The 17,027-nt window shown below is 36.4% G+C and carries 19 protein-coding genes and 1 riboswitch (1 of these 20 running past the window's edge); all 19 genes read left to right on the top strand.

What is annotated here, in order from left to right; genetic code table 11:
• The first annotated feature begins 67 nt into the window (after nt 1-67).
• Nucleotides 68-1,187 (top strand): peptide chain release factor 2 gene (gene prfB / locus SD1D_RS10895; protein WP_179946396.1). Its coding sequence is split into 2 segments (ribosomal slippage): nt 68-142 and nt 144-1,187, totalling 1,119 coding nucleotides; the frame shifts between segments, so codons are not numbered across the junction.
• A gap of 35 nt (nt 1,188-1,222) precedes the next feature.
• Nucleotides 1,223-1,678, top strand: a complete 456-nt coding sequence (locus SD1D_RS10890) for a chemotaxis protein CheW (RefSeq protein ID WP_058258933.1) — start codon at nt 1,223-1,225, stop codon at nt 1,676-1,678.
• 47 nt (nt 1,679-1,725) lie between these two features.
• Nucleotides 1,726-2,469: an ABC transporter substrate-binding protein gene (locus SD1D_RS10885; RefSeq protein ID WP_058258932.1), complete on the top strand. Its 744-nt coding sequence runs from the start codon at nt 1,726-1,728 to the stop codon at nt 2,467-2,469.
• 96 nt (nt 2,470-2,565) lie between these two features.
• Nucleotides 2,566-3,276, top strand: a complete 711-nt coding sequence (locus SD1D_RS10880) for an amino acid ABC transporter permease (RefSeq protein ID WP_242955221.1) — start codon at nt 2,566-2,568, stop codon at nt 3,274-3,276.
• Nucleotides 3,263-3,985, top strand: a complete 723-nt coding sequence (locus tag SD1D_RS10875; RefSeq protein WP_058258930.1) for an amino acid ABC transporter ATP-binding protein — start codon at nt 3,263-3,265, stop codon at nt 3,983-3,985. Before SD1D_RS10880 ends, SD1D_RS10875 begins: the two co-directional genes overlap by 14 nt.
• Nucleotides 3,986-4,277: 292 nt before the next feature.
• Nucleotides 4,278-4,718 (top strand): ACT domain-containing protein, encoded by a 441-nt coding sequence (locus SD1D_RS10870; RefSeq protein ID WP_058258929.1) that lies wholly within the window; start codon nt 4,278-4,280, stop codon nt 4,716-4,718.
• A 53-nt stretch (nt 4,719-4,771) separates the two neighbouring features.
• Nucleotides 4,772-5,986: a homoserine dehydrogenase gene (locus tag SD1D_RS10865; protein WP_058258928.1), complete on the top strand. Its 1,215-nt coding sequence runs from the start codon at nt 4,772-4,774 to the stop codon at nt 5,984-5,986.
• 22 nt (nt 5,987-6,008) lie between these two features.
• Complete coding sequence (locus SD1D_RS10860) at nt 6,009-7,214, top strand: cofactor-independent phosphoglycerate mutase (RefSeq protein ID WP_058258927.1); 1,206 nt, start codon at nt 6,009-6,011, stop codon at nt 7,212-7,214.
• Between the two features lie 28 nt (nt 7,215-7,242).
• Nucleotides 7,243-8,457 (top strand): aspartate kinase, encoded by a 1,215-nt coding sequence (locus SD1D_RS10855; RefSeq protein WP_058258926.1) that lies wholly within the window; start codon nt 7,243-7,245, stop codon nt 8,455-8,457.
• Between the two features lie 202 nt (nt 8,458-8,659).
• Nucleotides 8,660-11,023 (top strand): Tex family protein, encoded by a 2,364-nt coding sequence (locus SD1D_RS10850; protein WP_058258925.1) that lies wholly within the window; start codon nt 8,660-8,662, stop codon nt 11,021-11,023.
• A 63-nt stretch (nt 11,024-11,086) separates the two neighbouring features.
• Nucleotides 11,087-11,842 (top strand): YdcF family protein, encoded by a 756-nt coding sequence (locus tag SD1D_RS10845; RefSeq protein ID WP_058258924.1) that lies wholly within the window; start codon nt 11,087-11,089, stop codon nt 11,840-11,842.
• A 108-nt stretch (nt 11,843-11,950) separates the two neighbouring features.
• Nucleotides 11,951-12,092, top strand: a riboswitch (FMN riboswitch).
• A 123-nt stretch (nt 12,093-12,215) separates the two neighbouring features.
• Entirely contained in the window at nt 12,216-12,857 is a 642-nt protein-coding gene (locus SD1D_RS10840; protein ID WP_058258923.1) for an ECF transporter S component, read from the top strand.
• Nucleotides 12,858-13,002: 145 nt separating this feature from the next.
• Nucleotides 13,003-13,431 (top strand): tRNA (adenosine(37)-N6)-threonylcarbamoyltransferase complex ATPase subunit type 1 TsaE, encoded by a 429-nt coding sequence (gene tsaE / locus SD1D_RS10835; protein WP_058258922.1) that lies wholly within the window; start codon nt 13,003-13,005, stop codon nt 13,429-13,431.
• Between the two features lie 14 nt (nt 13,432-13,445).
• Nucleotides 13,446-14,165 (top strand): tRNA (adenosine(37)-N6)-threonylcarbamoyltransferase complex dimerization subunit type 1 TsaB, encoded by a 720-nt coding sequence (gene tsaB / locus SD1D_RS10830; RefSeq protein WP_058258921.1) that lies wholly within the window; start codon nt 13,446-13,448, stop codon nt 14,163-14,165.
• 3 nt (nt 14,166-14,168) lie between these two features.
• A complete protein-coding gene (gene rimI, locus SD1D_RS10825; protein WP_058258920.1) occupies nt 14,169-14,609 on the top strand; it encodes a ribosomal protein S18-alanine N-acetyltransferase in 441 nt (146 codons plus the stop codon).
• Between the two features lie 83 nt (nt 14,610-14,692).
• On the top strand, nt 14,693-14,938 hold the full coding sequence (locus tag SD1D_RS10820; protein ID WP_058258919.1) for a hypothetical protein: 246 nt from the start codon (nt 14,693-14,695) through the stop codon (nt 14,936-14,938).
• A 233-nt stretch (nt 14,939-15,171) separates the two neighbouring features.
• Nucleotides 15,172-16,086 (top strand): ribonuclease Z, encoded by a 915-nt coding sequence (locus tag SD1D_RS10815; protein ID WP_058258918.1) that lies wholly within the window; start codon nt 15,172-15,174, stop codon nt 16,084-16,086.
• A gap of 24 nt (nt 16,087-16,110) precedes the next feature.
• Nucleotides 16,111-16,686, top strand: coding sequence for a DUF6715 family protein (locus tag SD1D_RS10810; RefSeq protein WP_058258917.1), 576 nt, complete (start codon nt 16,111-16,113; stop codon nt 16,684-16,686).
• A gap of 44 nt (nt 16,687-16,730) precedes the next feature.
• On the top strand, nt 16,731-17,027 hold the beginning of the coding sequence (gene tsaD / locus SD1D_RS10805; RefSeq protein ID WP_058258916.1) for a tRNA (adenosine(37)-N6)-threonylcarbamoyltransferase complex transferase subunit TsaD. It continues 729 nt past the right edge of the window; only the first 297 of its 1,026 coding nucleotides appear in the window; the start codon lies at nt 16,731-16,733; its stop codon lies off the right edge, out of view.

The following is a 17,027-nucleotide window of genomic DNA, read 5'->3' as shown; positions in this document are numbered from 1 at the left end:
AATTTTTATACATTATACATTGTATTTTTATAAATAGTTATATATAATACTAGAAAGAGGTGATTAGGTGGTTGACTTAGATCAATATAAATATACCTTAGGAACCTATGAAAAACCGTTGGCTGAAGTGAGGGATTCACTTTGACCTTGAAGGGAAAACAAACCGTATAAAAGAAATTAACCAAATCATGGAGGAACCTGGGTTTTGGGATGATACAAAGAAAGCTCAGGATATCATGAGGGAGTTAAAAAGCCTAAAAAGTATTGTTGATGAATTTAAGAGGCTTCAATCAGAATATGATGATATTGCGACCCTAATTCAGATGGGATATGAGGAGAATGATGAGACCTTACTTCCTGAGATCGAAGAGGCTCTAAATCTTTTTGTAGAAGATTTAGAAGACCTTAAGCTAAAAACCCTCTTATCTGATGAATATGACAGCTACAATGCAATTCTTACTCTCCATGCAGGGGCAGGAGGAACAGAAAGCTGTGATTGGGCCAGTATGTTATGCAGAATGTACCAACGATGGGCTGATAAAAAAGGTTATACCACGGAGATTCTTGATTTTCTAGACGGAGAGGAAGCAGGACTTAAGTCGGTTACCTTGCAAATTAATGGTGAGAATGCCTATGGCTATCTAAAGTCTGAACGGGGTGTTCATCGTTTAGTCAGAATCTCACCATTTAATGCAGCCGGTAAACGACAGACATCATTTGTTTCCTGTGATGTTATGCCGGATATAGAGGAAGATACCGGAATTGAAATTGATGAAAAGGATTTAAGAATTGATACTTTTCATGCCAGTGGTGCCGGAGGACAGCATGTAAATAAAACTGCATCGGCAATCAGGATTACTCACCTACCCACAAATACCGTGGTACAGTGTCAGAATGAACGTTCTCAGCTGCAGAATAAGAACAAGGCAATGCAGATGCTTAAGGCCAAGTTATATATGATGAAAAAGCAGGAGAATCAAGAAAAGATTTCTGAAATTCGCGGAGAAGTGAAGGAAATAGGATGGGGCAACCAGATTCGTTCTTATGTTCTACAGCCTTATACTATGGTAAAGGACCACAGAACCAATGAAGAAGTCGGTAATGCACAAGGAGTTCTTGACGGAAATCTAGATCCCTTTATTAATGCATACTTAAAATGGAATGCACAAAATAATCTACAGTTCTAAAACAAATATTTTTTGGGAGAAGGAGGATTGTTTTAATGGAAACAAAGCTGGCGGTTTTTCTAGTAGATGGGGAAGAATATGGACTAGATATAGCAAATATAAACACAGTCGAAAAGGATTTTAATATTGAATATTTGCCAGATTCACCTAAAAATGTTAAAGGTAAGATTTATTTACGGGGCGATGAAATACCGGTTTACAGTCTTAGAAGTAAGTTTGGTATTCCTGAGAAGGAGCGGGATAAAGACACAAGATTATTGATAAGTAGTGTAAAGGGTATGCCTATTGCCTTGGAAGTAGATAAGGTGAATGGCATAATGGATATCGAAACAACCGATGTATTTGACCTTCCTCAGGTTATAAAAAATAATAACACCTCTTATATAAAATATATCGCAAAATCAGGAGGAAACCTCATTTTACTATTAGACAGTGATATGCTTCTTGATAATGAAGAGATTAACCTTTTAGAGGAGCTTGTTAATATCTAGATTAAATATGAGGAACCTCTGATGAACTTGCTAATTTGGAGGTTATTATGAAAAAGAAAATAATTAGTATATTGTCAATAACCATGTGTTCTGTGTTGTTACTTTTCGGATGTGGTTCTAAGAAAAAAGACACCATAATTGTAGGTACCGAAGCAGGTTTTGCACCTTATGAGTACATGAAAGGTAATGAAATAGTCGGAGTAGATATTGATATTGCTAAGGCTATTGCTGATTACTTAGGAAAAGAACTTGTTATTAAGAATATGGAGTTTGATAGTGCTCTTATGGCTGTACAAAATGGTACTGTGGATTTTGTAGCTGCAGGGGTTTCAATTACTCCGGAGCGAGCAGAAGAAATGGACTTTTCAATTGGCTATGTAGAAGCTGCAGATGAAGTAGTAGTAGTTAATAAAGAAAATCCCACAGTTGAAAGTATTGAGGATTTAGACGGTAAAATCATCGGAGTACAACAGGGAAATGTAGCTGACTTTTGGGTTGAAGAGAATGTAGATGCTAAGGAGATTAAACGTTATAGTAAGTTCGGACAAGCAGCTGAAGATTTAAAGAATGGCAAGATTGACTGTATAGTAATGGATTATTATCCTGCAAAAGAGATGGTAGTTGCAAATCCTGAACTAACTGTACTTGACGGAGTATTATTTAAAGATATGTACGCAATTGCTGTGAAGAAGGGTAATAAGGAATTATTAGAGACTATTAATACAGTAATTGAGCAATTGAAGGCTGAGGGAAAGATAGAGGAATTTTTGGCCAATCATACAAGTGAATAGATAAATTTGCTTAAAGATTGTAGTTAAGGGCTGTATTTTAAGTGCAGCCCTATCTTAATGTATGTGAAGAAAAATTTAAAGAAAGGTGGGAAAAATTTGTATTTATCAGCTACCTGGTTTAAGGAAATTTATTCATCCTTTTACAAAGCACTAATTCCGGAACAAAGATATCTAGCATATCTGGATGGTTTAAAAGTCACATTATTAATCTCATTTTTTGCAATTATATTAGGAATATTAATAGGAGTACTGGTGGCAGTTTTAAATGTAACTTCAATAAACTATAAGATGAAGTGGCTTTCTTCCCTATGTAATATTTATATAAATGTCATCCGTGGTACACCTGTTATGGTGCAGCTTTTAATTATATATAATCTAATCTTTACCTCTAGGGATTCCAATGAAATATTAATAGGAGCAGTCTGTTTCGGCATTAATTCCGGTGCCTATGTATCAGAAATAATAAGAGCAGGAATTGATTCCATTGATAAGGGACAGATGGAGGCAGGTCGTTCACTGGGAATGAGTTATGTTCAAACTATGGTTATGATAATTCTACCTCAGGCAGTGAGAAATATCCTTCCTGCTTTGGGTAATGAATTTATAATATTAATAAAAGAAACATCGGTTGCCAGTGTTATAGCTATAACTGACCTTACGCAGGCAGCTCAGTATATTGGGTCTAGGACCTGGGATATACTTCCGCCGTTAATAATAGTAGCCCTATTTTATCTGGTTATTGTAATGGGATTGTCCAAACTTTTATCCATATTTGAAAGGAGGTTGGCTAAAGGTGATCGTAACTAAGAATCTTAAGAAAGCTTTTGGAAATCATATGGTTTTAAAGGGGATCGATGAGACAATTCATAAAGGAGAAAAGGTAGTTATAATAGGCCCTTCCGGTTCCGGTAAATCCACTTTTCTTCGTTGTTTGAATCTGCTAGAAGAGCCAACCGAAGGTGAAGTTTGGTTTGAAGGTAAAAAAATAAATGATAAAAATATAAATATAAATCAAATAAGACAAAAAATGGGTATGGTATTTCAGCAATTTAATTTATTTCCTCATTTGACTGTATTAGAAAATATAACTTTGGCCCCTGTAAAGCTTGGTATTATGTCAAAAGATGAAGCAAAAGATAAGGCCATAGAACTGTTAAAAAAAATAGGACTTACCCAAAAAGCTGACTCTTATCCAAACCAACTGTCCGGAGGACAAAAGCAGCGTATTGCAATTATCCGTGCCTTAGCCATGAATCCCAGTGTTATGTTATTTGACGAACCTACCTCGGCACTGGATCCTGAAATGGTTGGTGAAGTCCTGGATTTGATGGTTAGTTTAGCAGAAGAGGGTATGACTATGGTGGTGGTAACCCATGAAATGAGTTTTGCAAAAAAGGTGGCCACTAGGGTCTTGTTTATGGATGAAGGTGAAATTGTAGAACAAAATAGTCCTGATGAATTATTTGCTAATCCCAAACATCCAAGGCTTAAGGAATTTCTTTCAAAAGTTTTATAAAATAATATTCATAGTTATCATGTGATAATAGGCTGGTAAAAAGTATGCATTGCTTACTGCCAGCTTTTTTAATAAAGATTATTCTCATAAATATACAATATTTATGCATATAAAATGAATTAATCAAGCATAAGTCACAAAGTTTCAATTTTCGGTTAAAACAGTGAGAATATAGTATTGCATTATGTATAAATATATGATAAGATTTCTTTCTATGAAAGACAATTGTATCTGGCTTGCATACAAAAGCCCTAGTAATAGATTTAAAACAATCTCCTGGAGGTAAGATGATTTGAGTGAAGATCAATATTTTATTGTGAAAAAGAAGGCACTGCCTGAGGTGCTTTTAAAAGTTGTAAAAGCAAAGAGGCTTCTTGATTCTGAAAGGGTTATGACGGTACAGGAAGCGACAGATGCTGTACAAATTAGCAGAAGCTCCTTCTATAAATACCGGGATGATATTATGCCTTTTTATGAACATTCGAGGGGAAAGACCATAACATTTATTCTTCAAATGGATGATACCCCGGGACTTTTATCCAAGGTACTTAGTAATGTGGCAAAATTTCATGCCAATATTCTTACTATACATCAGACAATTCCCGTAAATAAAATTGCAATGCTGACCTTAAGCATTGAGATACTGCCGCAAACAGAAAGTATTTCTGTTATGTTGCAATCTATTGAAGAAATGGAAGGCATTCATTATGTAAAAATATTAGCCAGAGAATAATATAAATTAATTAAAATATTTTATGAAAATAGAGGAAGAAATGGAGGAATATCATGATTAACATAGCAGTCCTAGGATATGGCACAATCGGTTCGGGGGTTGTGGAAGTCTTAAGGATTAACGGCGACAGCATTTTTAAAAGAGCCGGAGATGAAATTAATGTTAAATATGTGTTAGATCTTAAGGAATTTCCCGGTGATCCTATAATGGATATACTGGTTCATGATGCAGATATAATCCTAGATGATCCTGAGGTAAAGATTGTTGTTGAGGTAATGGGAGGAGTTGAGCCGGCTTACTCCTTTGTTAAAAAAGCCCTACTAAACGGTAAGAGTGTGGTTACATCTAATAAAGAACTGGTTGCAAAGCATGGAGCAGAACTTTTAGATCTTGCTAAAGAAAAAAATCTTAACTTCCTTTTTGAGGCCAGTGTAGGCGGGGGAATTCCTATTATCCGTCCTTTAAATCAATCCCTGACTGCCGATGAAATTGTTGAGATCACAGGAATTTTAAATGGAACTACTAATTATATATTAAGTAAAATGAGTGAAGAGGATATTGATTTTGAAACTGCATTAAAAAATGCACAAGCCTTAGGATATGCAGAAAGAGATCCTTCTGCCGATGTTGACGGTCATGATGCCTGTAGGAAGATAGCAATCCTTTCCTCCTTGGCCTATGGTATGCAGGTGGACTTTGAGGATATTTATACCGAAGGGATTTCCCATATTACAGATATAGATATTCAGTATGCAAAGGCTCTAAAAGCAAGGATAAAACTGTTTGCCTCAAGCATCAGGGATGAGGATGAAAGTGTATATGCCATGGTAGCTCCCGTAATGATTAGGGCAGATCATCCTCTATATAGTGTCAACGATGTATTTAATGGCATATATGTTAAAGGAAATGTTATAGGAGATGTAATGTTTTATGGAAGCGGTGCAGGAAAACTTCCAACCGCCAGTGCTGTTGTTGCTGACGTGGTAGATGCAGCCAAGCATCTTAATAAGAACATTTGGACAATCTGGAGTAGTAAGAAATTAGAGCTCATTAGTACCGATCGTGTAAAACATAGATTTTTAGTACGTGTTTCAAAGGAAAATAACACTCTTAAAGATATGGAAGCATTATTTGGGGAGATTGAGAAGGTTCCTGAGGTGGTCACAGATGAATTGGCATTTATTACACCCCTAATAAGCGAAAAAGATATGAAGGAAAAGAAAGAGCAGATAAGTGGAATAGTGGGAAGTGTTAGGGTAAGATTTTAGTATTTTGAAGGGACTGGAGCTTATGAAATATATCATAGTATTAGGGGACGGAATGGCAGATGAACCTATACCAAGTATTCAGGGAAAAACTCCCCTGATGGTAGCTGATACCCCTTGTATAGATTTATTGGCGAAAAAATCTGAATTAGGGATAGTTCATACGATTCCTGAAGGAATGAAACCGGGCAGCGATACAGCTAATCTATCGGTACTTGGATATAATCCTGAAAAATATTATTCAGGAAGATCTCCCTTGGAGGCTTTAAGTATCGGGGTAGATATGAAGGATACTGATATTGCTTTAAGATGCAATCTGGTAACCTTATCTTTGGAGGAAGACTTTGAGGAAAAAACCATTATAGACCATAGTGCCGGGGAAATTTCTACTGAGGAAGCAAAGCTTTTGATTGAGGCCCTTAAGAAGGAACTTGAGGATGATATTTATAAATTCTATTTGGGAACCAGCTATAGGCATTTGACTATTTGGGAACATGGAAAAGTAATTGACCTTGCCCAGCCCCATGATATTTTAGGTAAAATTATCGGTGATTACCTTCCCAAAGAGCCGGCCCTAAAAAATATGATGAAGAGAAGTTATGATATTTTAAACAATCATCCGGTAAATATAGAACGTAAGAAAAAAGGGCAAAATGTGGCTAATTCCATATGGTTTTGGGGAGCGGGAACAAGACCTGCCCTTACATCCTTTGAGGAGAAGTATGGTAAAAGAGGGGCAATGATATCGGCAGTAGATTTACTTAAAGGAATTGCTGTCGGTACCAAAATGAAGGTAGTAGAGGTAGAAGGTGCCAACGGTACCCTTCATACAAATTATGAAGGGAAGGCTAGGGCAGCCCTAGATGTCTTGTTAAAAGAAAATTATGACTTTGTGTATATTCATGTGGAAGCACCGGATGAGATGGGGCATCAGGGAAATACCCAGAATAAAATTAAGGCCATAGAATATCTGGATTATAAGGTAATAAAGACGGTTACGGTAGGGATGGAAGAAGCCGGGGTAGATTATCGAATGCTTATTATGCCAGATCATCCCACACCCATTAAAATAAGAACCCATACTGATGATCCGGTCCCATATCTACTATATGACAGCCGAGTTACTAAGAACAATCCATATTCTTATAATGAATTTGATGCAAAAAATAGTGGAAACCTTATATTAAAAGGCTATACTATAATAGATAGGTTGTTTAAAAATCCAGAATAGGTACGAAAACTAAATATTAGGAGGCAGTATGTTAATAGTTAAGAAATTTGGCGGAACATCAGTCGCCGACAAGGAAAGAATTTTCAATGTTGCCAGACGTATCGAAGAAGATTATAAGAAGGGCAATGAAATCGTAGTAGTATTATCAGCAATGGGAAAACAAACCGATATCTTAATTCAGATGGCAAAAGACATTAATCCCAATGCTTCCAAAAGAGAAATGGATATGCTGCTAACAACAGGGGAACAGGTATCCGTTGCACTTATGGCCATGGCCTTAGATGCCTTAGGTATCCCGGCAGTTTCATTAAATGCTTTTCAGGTTGCTATGCATACCACATCCGTATATAGTAATGCAAGAATAAAAAGAATAGATACGGACAGGATACGAAATGAATTGCAAAATAGAAGAGTTGTATTAGTTACAGGTTTTCAAGGAGTAAATAAATTTGATGATTATACTACTCTTGGAAGAGGAGGGTCTGATACCACTGCAGTGGCACTGGCAGCAGCTCTTCATGCAGATAAATGTGAGATTTATACTGATGTTGATGGGGTATATACAGCAGATCCCAGAATGGTAAAAACAGCAAGAAAACTCAATGAAATTACATACGATGAAATGCTTGAATTAGCATCCTTAGGGGCGGGGGTACTCCATAACCGTTCTGTAGAAATGGCTAAAAAATATGGTGTACAACTGGTGGTTCGTTCCAGCATTAATAAAACAGAAGGTACTGTTGTCAAGGAGGTAGTAAATATGGAGAAAATGCTTGTAAGTGGTGTAGCTGCCGATAAAAATACAGCCCGTATAGCGGTTGTAGGTTTAGAAGATCAGCCTGGGGTTGCCTTTAAATTATTTAATCATTTGGCAAGACATAATATAAATGTTGATATTATTTTACAATCCGTAGGCCGAGACGGAACCAAGGATATCAGCTTTACAGTAAAAGAAGATGACCTTGATGAGGCGGTAGCTACCATAGAAAGACATCGTCAAGGTAGCCTAAAGTGTCAGAAGGTGGATGTTGAAAAAGGGGTTGCTAAGGTCTCCATAGTGGGAGCAGGTATGATGTCAAATACCGGTGTAGCTGCAAAAATGTTTGAGGCTTTATATGATGTAGGTGTCAATATCAAGATGATTTCTACCTCTGAGATAAGAGTTACCGTATTAATTGATGAAGCCCATGTAGAAAAGGCTATGAATGCAGTTCATGAGAAATTTTTATTGTCACAGATGTAAATGATAAAATTTAATAGACAGCAAATAATGCCACAATCATTTAAAGCAAAAGCTTAAAGGATTGTGGCATTTTCTTAATGGTCATAAAAACTTGTTCATTGATTTTCATTACTTCATTTGGTATGATAAGGTTATTATAATGCATAAGTAAAAATATGGTTTTTAATGAAGTTATTCTAGATTTTATTTTAAGGAGTATGAAATGGATATTTTAAAACAACTTAAAGAAGAGCTGAATATACGTCTTTGGCAGGTGGAAGCTGCGGTTAAGTTGATTGATGAAGGTAACACCATACCTTTTATTGCAAGATACCGTAAAGAGGCGACGGGATCCTTAGATGATGAGCAGTTAAGAACCCTATATGAGAGGCTGCAATATCTAAGGAACTTGGAAGATAAGAAAAATCAAGTTTTAAATAGTATTGAAGAACAGGGGAAATTAACGGAGGATTTAAAAAATCAGATTCTAGCTGCAACTACCTTAGTTGTAGTGGAGGATTTATATCGCCCCTATAGACCAAAACGTAGGACCAGGGCCACTATTGCCAAGGAAAAAGGACTAGAAGGCCTGGCAGAAATTATCAAAGCCCAAGAGACTGATAGGCCTGTAGCAGAACTTGCAGAAGCATATCTATCCGAAGAAAAGGAAGTTAATACTGTAGAAGAGGCTATCAGCGGCGCCATGGACATATTAGCAGAGGAAGTATCAGACCAAGCAGAGTATAGAAGTTATATTCGTGAAGCCACTATTAAGGAAGGTAAATTAGTATCTGTGGCAAAAGATGAGACCGTAGAATCGGTATATGAGATGTATTATAATTTTGAGGAAGAGATAAGTAAGCTGGCAGGCCATAGAGTTCTTGCCATTAACCGAGGTGAAAAGGAAAAAATCCTTACAGTAAAGATTGTGGCACCGGAAGAAAGGATTCTTCGTTATCTTGAAAAGAAATATATAGTAAAGGACAACCCCCATACCAATGATATACTTAAAACTATGCTGGAAGACAGTTATAAAAGATTAATTGCCCCGGCTATTGAAAGGGAAATAAGAAATAATTTGACAGAAGAAGCTGAGGACGGTGCAATTAAAGTATTTGGCAAAAACCTGGTTCAATTACTTATGCAGCCCCCCGTAGTAGGCCAAGTAGTTCTTGGATGGGATCCGGCATATCGTACCGGTTGTAAGTTGGCTGTGGTTGATAGTACAGGTAAAGTTCTTGATACTGTGGTTATATATCCCACCCCGCCACAAAACAAGGTTGAAGAAGCCAAGAAGGTTCTTAAGAATTTAATTGAAAAATATAATATTACTTTAATTGCCTTGGGAAACGGTACCGCCTCAAGAGAATCAGAACAGGTTATCGTGGAACTTTTAAAAGAAATAAAACGGCCCATCAGTTATGTTATCGTCAATGAGGCCGGTGCATCAGTATATTCTGCAAGTAAGCTGGCAAGTGAGGAGTTCCCTGAATTTGATGTGGGACAAAGAAGTGCCGCTTCCATTGCAAGAAGGATACAAGATCCCTTAGCTGAGCTTGTTAAGATTGATCCTAAGTCCATAGGGGTAGGACAGTATCAGCATGATATGAATCAAAAGAAACTTGGTGAAGCCTTAAACGGTGTAGTTGAGGATTGTGTAAATAAAGTAGGAGTAGATTTAAATACGGCGTCAGTCTCCCTACTTGAATATGTTTCGGGAATCAGTAAAACAGTTGCAAAAAATATTGTGGCATACAGGGAGGCCAACGGTCGTTTTTATAACCGAAATGAGCTGCTAAAGGTAGCAAAATTAGGACCCAAAGCCTTTGAACAATGTGCGGGATTTTTAAGAATTTACGATGGTGACAATCCCCTAGATGCCACCGCCGTTCACCCAGAATCCTATGAGGCTGCCAAAGTATTATTATTTAAGTTAGGCTTAAGCTTAGAGGATATTAAAGAAATTCAAAAAAAGGCAGCAGAATCAAAAGGTCTTAAAGACCAGCCTAAAAAGAATAAAGCAGTTAAGCAAAAGTCAGGTAAAAAGAAAGGGGGATTTGTAGTAAAATCCCAAGATACAGCTTTAGCCAAGGCCTTGGCAGCGGCGGTTACTGATTCTTTTGCTACTGTAAATTACAATAGCCAAGAAGAGCCTTATCAAGATAAGAGTGATATAGATGATTATTCAGGTTCAGTATTAAGCAGGAAGATTAAGGATAAAAAGAAGCTGTCAGAAGAGCTGGGTATTGGAGAAATTACCCTTACTGATATTATAAAGGAATTAGAAAAACCCGGCAGAGACCCCAGAGATGAGATGCCAAAGCCAATTCTTAGAACCGATGTACTGGAAATAACTGATTTACAAGAAGGTATGATATTAAAAGGCACTGTTCGAAATGTAATTGATTTTGGAGCATTTGTAGATATCGGTGTCCACCAAGATGGCCTGGTTCATATCTCTCAATTAACAAATAAAAGGTTTGTAAAGCATCCCTTGGATGTGGTTAGTGTAGGGGATATAGTGGAGGTTAAAGTTCTGGCTGTAGATGTGGCAAAAAACAGAATTCAACTGACCATGATTATATAGCTCTTACTTAATGTTAATGGTAGCAGTTAATAAGGTTATAACTATAAAAAGAGGGATTAGAAGATGAAAGTAATTAGTTACCTTATACTGGTATTAGGGGTTTTTTGCTTAATCTATTATGGAGTAATTATAAGTTATGCCGGAATCGGTTCATCCTTTTCATGGTTTTGGCTGGCAGCAGGAATCTTTTCCATAGTTCTATTTTTTATAATAGGATATATGATAAAGCAAAATATTCGGCTTCATGGTTTTCTTCGTGGTCTTATTGTTCTTTTGTTCATATCAGGATTAAGTATTTTTATCTTTATTGAAGCCCTAATAATATATCATGGGAATAAAAAAGCCGATTCCAATATGGATTATTTAATTGTACTGGGAGCACAAGTAAGAGGAACACGTATAACCAACAGTTTATATCATAGGCTTAATAGGGCAGCAACTTATCTTAAGGATAATCCGGAGACTTTAGTAATAGTTTCAGGAGGACAAGGACCGGGAGAAGACATATCAGAAGCGGAGGCTATGAAAAACTTTTTGATAGAAAATGGAATTGATGAAGATAGAATACTGATGGAAGATAAGTCCACTAATACAAATGAAAATATACTATATAGTAAAAAGTTAATTTCAAAAGATAATGCTAAGGTTGCCTTAGTAACCAATGGCTTTCATGTTTTTCGTTCAGTCAGTATAGCAAAAAAGCAGGGATTAACTAATATTCAGGGTTTATCAGCCCCATCGGATAAGATACTTACTATAAGTTATTATGTAAGAGAAATTTTTGGAGTTGTCAAATACTTTGTTTTTGGCAATATGTAAAATTGTGCATCTATGATATAAACTATAATATACCGCTTTTATATTTGTTGACTTATTTAATTGACAAGATGATATCAATAATGTATGATAATGTAAAAATAATATAAGGTAAATCTTCGGGGCAGGGTGAAATTCCCGACCGGCGGTTATAGTCCGCGACTCATGGTGAAATATATAGCTTTGTTTTCACTATGACTGATTTGGTGAAATTCCAAAACCGACAGTAAAGTCTGGATGCGAGAAGAATAATAGGCGATTAATGTACTATAATAAGCCCCCGATAGTAGTATTGGGGGCTTTATTTATTGAAAAGTATAATTGTTTTGTCTATTGTATAACCGGGGTTTTCCTTTAGCAAAAAGGAGAGGTTAAAATGAATACAACAGTTAATACCAAGAAAAATCAAAAAACAAGCAGTCTTATGTCTATCAGGTCCCTGATTATTATGACTATGCTTGGAACAATTTCAGTAATTTTAATGAAGCTTGCCATTCCGGTATGGTTTGCACCCCCCTGGTATGAGCTGGATTTAAGTGAAGTGCCGGTCCTTATAGGAGCGTTTACATTGGGTCCTATAGGGGGAATTATAATTGAGATGATAAAAATTCTTTTAAATCTGGTAATTGATTTTACAATAACAGCAGGAGTCGGGGAGACCGCTAATTTTTTAATGGGCTGCTCTTTAGTTGTACCTGCAGCCATTATATATCATAGAAATAAAACACTTAAATCAGCTATAAAGGGCTTGATTGTGGGTACTTTTTCAATGGTAATAATAGCCGGTTTGTTAAATGCCTTTGTACTTCTTCCCACATATGCTTATTTTTTCAAGATGCCTGTTGATAGTTTAATTGAAACCGGATCAAAAATAAATCCCGCCATCAAGAATATGTCAACAATGATTTTCTATGCAGTTACACCTTTTAATCTTCTTAAAGGTTCATTGGTTTCTATTGTAACTCTTCTGACATATAAAAGAATTAGGAGAGCAATTAATACTATTATGGGAATATAATTTAAATTTGATTTTTTATAAAGATAGGATTTCATGAAATCCTATCTTTTTTTTTATCTTTCTGCTATAATACTGCTATAATAATTCCATAATTATTCAAATGTTAATTTTCATAATTAAATGCATAGGAAATGAGGGGTATGTTATGAAAATAGAAAGTTTTTGTTTAGAGGACACCTTTAGGCTGGGATATAATTTAGGCTGCAATGCAGAAAGTGGACAGGTATATTGTATATATGGTGATTTAGGTGTAGGTAAGACAGTATTTACCCAGGGCTTTGCCAAAGGATTGGGAGTTGATGAAGCTGTGAACAGCCCCACATTTACCATTGTCCAAGAATACAAGGGTGAAAAACTTCCCCTATACCATTTTGACGTTTATCGTATAAGCGATATAAGTGAGATGGAAGAGATAGGTTATGAAGATTATTTTTACAATGAGGGAGTCTGCCTAATTGAATGGGCAGAGTTAATAGAAGAAGTTTTACCAAAGAAAAGGACCAACATATATATTAATAAAGATTTAACCAAGGGTTTTGATTATAGGATTATAGAAATTAAAGTAGAAGTATAAAAGGGAGAAATATCATGATAATACTGGCATTAGACAGCTCAGGACTTGTGGCTTCAGTAGCTATTGCAAACGAGGAAGCTTTATTGGCAGAATACACTATTAATTATAAGAAGACTCATTCGCAAACATTACTGCCTATGTTGGATGAAATAGCCCGCATGGTGGATTTGGATTTATCTAATATAGATGCTATTGCTGTTAGCGCAGGACCCGGATCTTTTACGGGTCTTAGGATTGGCTCTGCAACCGCAAAAGGTTTGGGGTTGGCTATGAACAAACCTATAATTTCAGTACCCACAGTAGACAGCCTTGCTTATAATCTTTATGGTACTGATAAGCTGGTGTGTCCTATTATGGATGCAAGAAGAGATCAGGTATATACAGGATTATATGAATTTATAGGGGACAAGTTAAGTATAATTTCTAGTCAGAAGGCTGTAAGTATAGATGAGATAATAGATGAAATAAATAAAATCGGAAGAGAGACGGTATTTTTGGGTGACGCAGTACCTATTCAAAGAGACAGAATTAAAGAAACTATAAAAGTAGCATATACATTTGCACCTATACACATGAACAGGCAAAGAGCCGGTTCAACTGCAGCTCTTGCCATAGAATATTATAAGATGGGACAAGTAGAGCCTGCCGCAGAACATAAACCTATTTATCTTAGAATGAGCCAGGCAGAAAGGGAGCGGGCCGAGAGGTTAAGGCGGGAAGAAAAAGGAGATTAACCCATGTTAATAAGGGATATGTCTAAAGCCGATTTAGAAGAAGTTTATCAAATTGAAAAAGAAAGTTTTCAAGACCCATGGAGTAAAAACTCCTTTATAGAAGCCATATCAAATAAAAACAACATTTATCTTGTAGCCATAGTGGATGGACTAATTGCAGGATATTGCGGTTGTTATGGAGTTGCAGGGGAAGGGTATATCTATAATGTGGCAGTGGGGAAAAACTATAGACGACAAGGGATAGGCTTTAGGCTACTGCAAGATTTGATAGAAGCTGCTAAAAGCAGAGGTATTGAATCTCTAACCTTGGAGGTAAGGAAATCAAACCTACCTGCCATAAAACTTTATAAAAAACTGGGCTTTGTTGAAGCTGGCATAAGAAAGGACTTTTACACCAAGCCCCTAGAAGATGCTATTATTATGTGGAAGACCTCAATACATTAATTCCCACTGTAAATATAAGTTTGTTGAGTATATAATATTAATCAGCAGGCAAGCTGCCGTGTATATATCAGGAGGGATAAGTCATGAAAAGAGCAGTTGTTAATAATAGCGGGGACATGGATATTTACTGCAATTCATGTGGAAGGAAACTAAAAGTGGAGAATGGCATCTTAATGGAAGATGCTTTTGAAGCAAATAAAGAATGGGGATATTTTTCTGACTGGGACACGCAGATTCATCGTTTTAATTTGTGCGAGGAGTGTTATAAGGAGATAACAAGCCGATTTCAGATCCCGGTGGAGGTTAGGCAAAAACTAGAGGTTCTGTAAATTGTATTAGGGAAGACGGTAGTTTCTATTAACATCGTCTTCCTTTTTTGTATCTTTATTTGCAAATAATATAAATGATTAATACAATAATATATTATACTTATTTTATATTTATATTATACTATACTTATACCATTTGGACCGATGTGGTAAAATACTATTGTAGAGAGTTTTACTTTGTAGTAGAATTGATTTGCATTATTTAAACAAGCAAGAAAGGTACGGAAAATGTAATGTTAGATGTATGTTTACTAGGAACCAGCGGAATGATGCCTTTGCCCGGAAGATGGCTTACGGCTTTAATGACAAGATATAATGGAAGTAGTCTTTTGATAGATTGTGGAGAAGGAACACAAATTGCAATTAAGGAAAAAGGTTGGAGCGTTCATGATATAGATATTATATGTATTACTCATTTTCATGGGGATCATATCAGTGGCCTTCCGGGACTGCTTTTATCTATGGGTAATTCAGAGCGTACAAAGCCGGTATATATGATAGGACCAAAAGGTCTAAAAAGGGTAGTGGATAGCCTAAGGGTAATAGCCCCTGAGTTACCTTTTGAGCTAAAATTTATAGAGCTTAATGAAGCAGAGAAGGAAATAGAACTAGCCGGTTATATAATTCGTGGTTTCCATGTAAGGCATAATATTCCCTGCTATGGTTATAGCCTTTTAATTAAGCGGGGAGGCAGATTTATGGTTGAAAAGGCTGAAGAAAACCGGGTGCCCCTAAAATACTGGAATCGTTTACAAAAAGGGGAGACTATAGAGGAAGACGGGAAAATATACACTCCGGATATGGTACTTGGTCCTGAAAGGAAAGGTATAAAGTTAACCTATTGTACCGATACCAGACCGGTTAAGGCTATTGTAGAAAATGCCAAAGGGTCAGATTTATTTATATGTGAAGGAATGTATGGGGAAAAAGACAAGGATATAAAGGCAAGGGAATATAAGCATATGACTTTTTATGAAGCAGCTAAACTGGCAAAAGAAGCAGAGGTTAAGGAAATGTGGCTGACCCATTATAGCCCTTCACTGACCAGGCCTGAGGAATTTATCAATGAGGCAAGACAAATTTTCCCCAATACAAAGGTTGGCAGGGATAAAAAGAGTACTACATTGGAATTTGATAAGAAGGAGTAGTGTAGAAATCGGGAGGTGATTATAATGAAGAAAGCCAAAAAACCCACATCAACTATATTTACTCTTATTTCTATAGTGGCAGTGGTTTTGGCAATGCTTTATGTTTATCAATCGCAGAGGGCAGACAAGATAAAGGAGACAACATTAGAGAAATTGACTGAAGTTGAAAAAATGTTAAAGACTGACCTGGAAAAGGACTACCCTAAGACTCCAAGAGAACTTGCCAAGCTACATGGAGACATGACAAGGCTTTTGTATTCCGGTATTGAGGATGATGAAATAAAAGAACTAGCAATTATAATCCGGGACCTATATGATAAAGAATTTTTAGATAATAACCCAAAGGAAAAATATCTAAAGAATCTTTATTCAGATATTGCCCTATGGCGTGAAATGAAAAGGAAAATAGAAAACAATTTTGTGGTAAATGAACAAGATGAAGAGCTTATTGTAAAGGACGGGAAAGAATATGCCACTGCATATATATCATTTACCATTACTGAAAAAGGGAAAACCACAGAACTTAGGCGTTATATTATGCGAAAAGATGAAGAAAATAAGTGGAAGATTCTAGGCTGGGAATATATTCCCGACAAATAGGACCTGCCATGAAATAAGCAGAAAGAGGGAACAAAGAGAGAATTATGATACAAAAAGATATTAATATATTGGCAATTGAAACTTCCTGTGATGAGACGGCTGCGGCAGTGGTAAGAAACGGAAGAGAGGTTCGTTCTAATATTATTTCTTCTCAGATAGAGCTTCATAAACTCTATGGAGGAGTGGTACCGGAGATAGCATCCAGAAAGCATATTGAAAAAATAAATCAGGTTATAGAAGAAGCCTTAAGTGTAGCAAAAATTACTCTTGAAGAAATTGATGCCATAGGTGTAACCTATGGGCCGGGACTTGTAGGAGCTTTATTGGTTGGGGTGGCAGAG

This window comes from Herbinix luporum, assembly GCF_900070325.1.
Classification (GTDB): domain Bacteria; phylum Bacillota; class Clostridia; order Lachnospirales; family Lachnospiraceae; genus Mobilitalea; species Mobilitalea luporum.
This window is presented reverse-complemented; position numbering and strand designations above follow the sequence as displayed.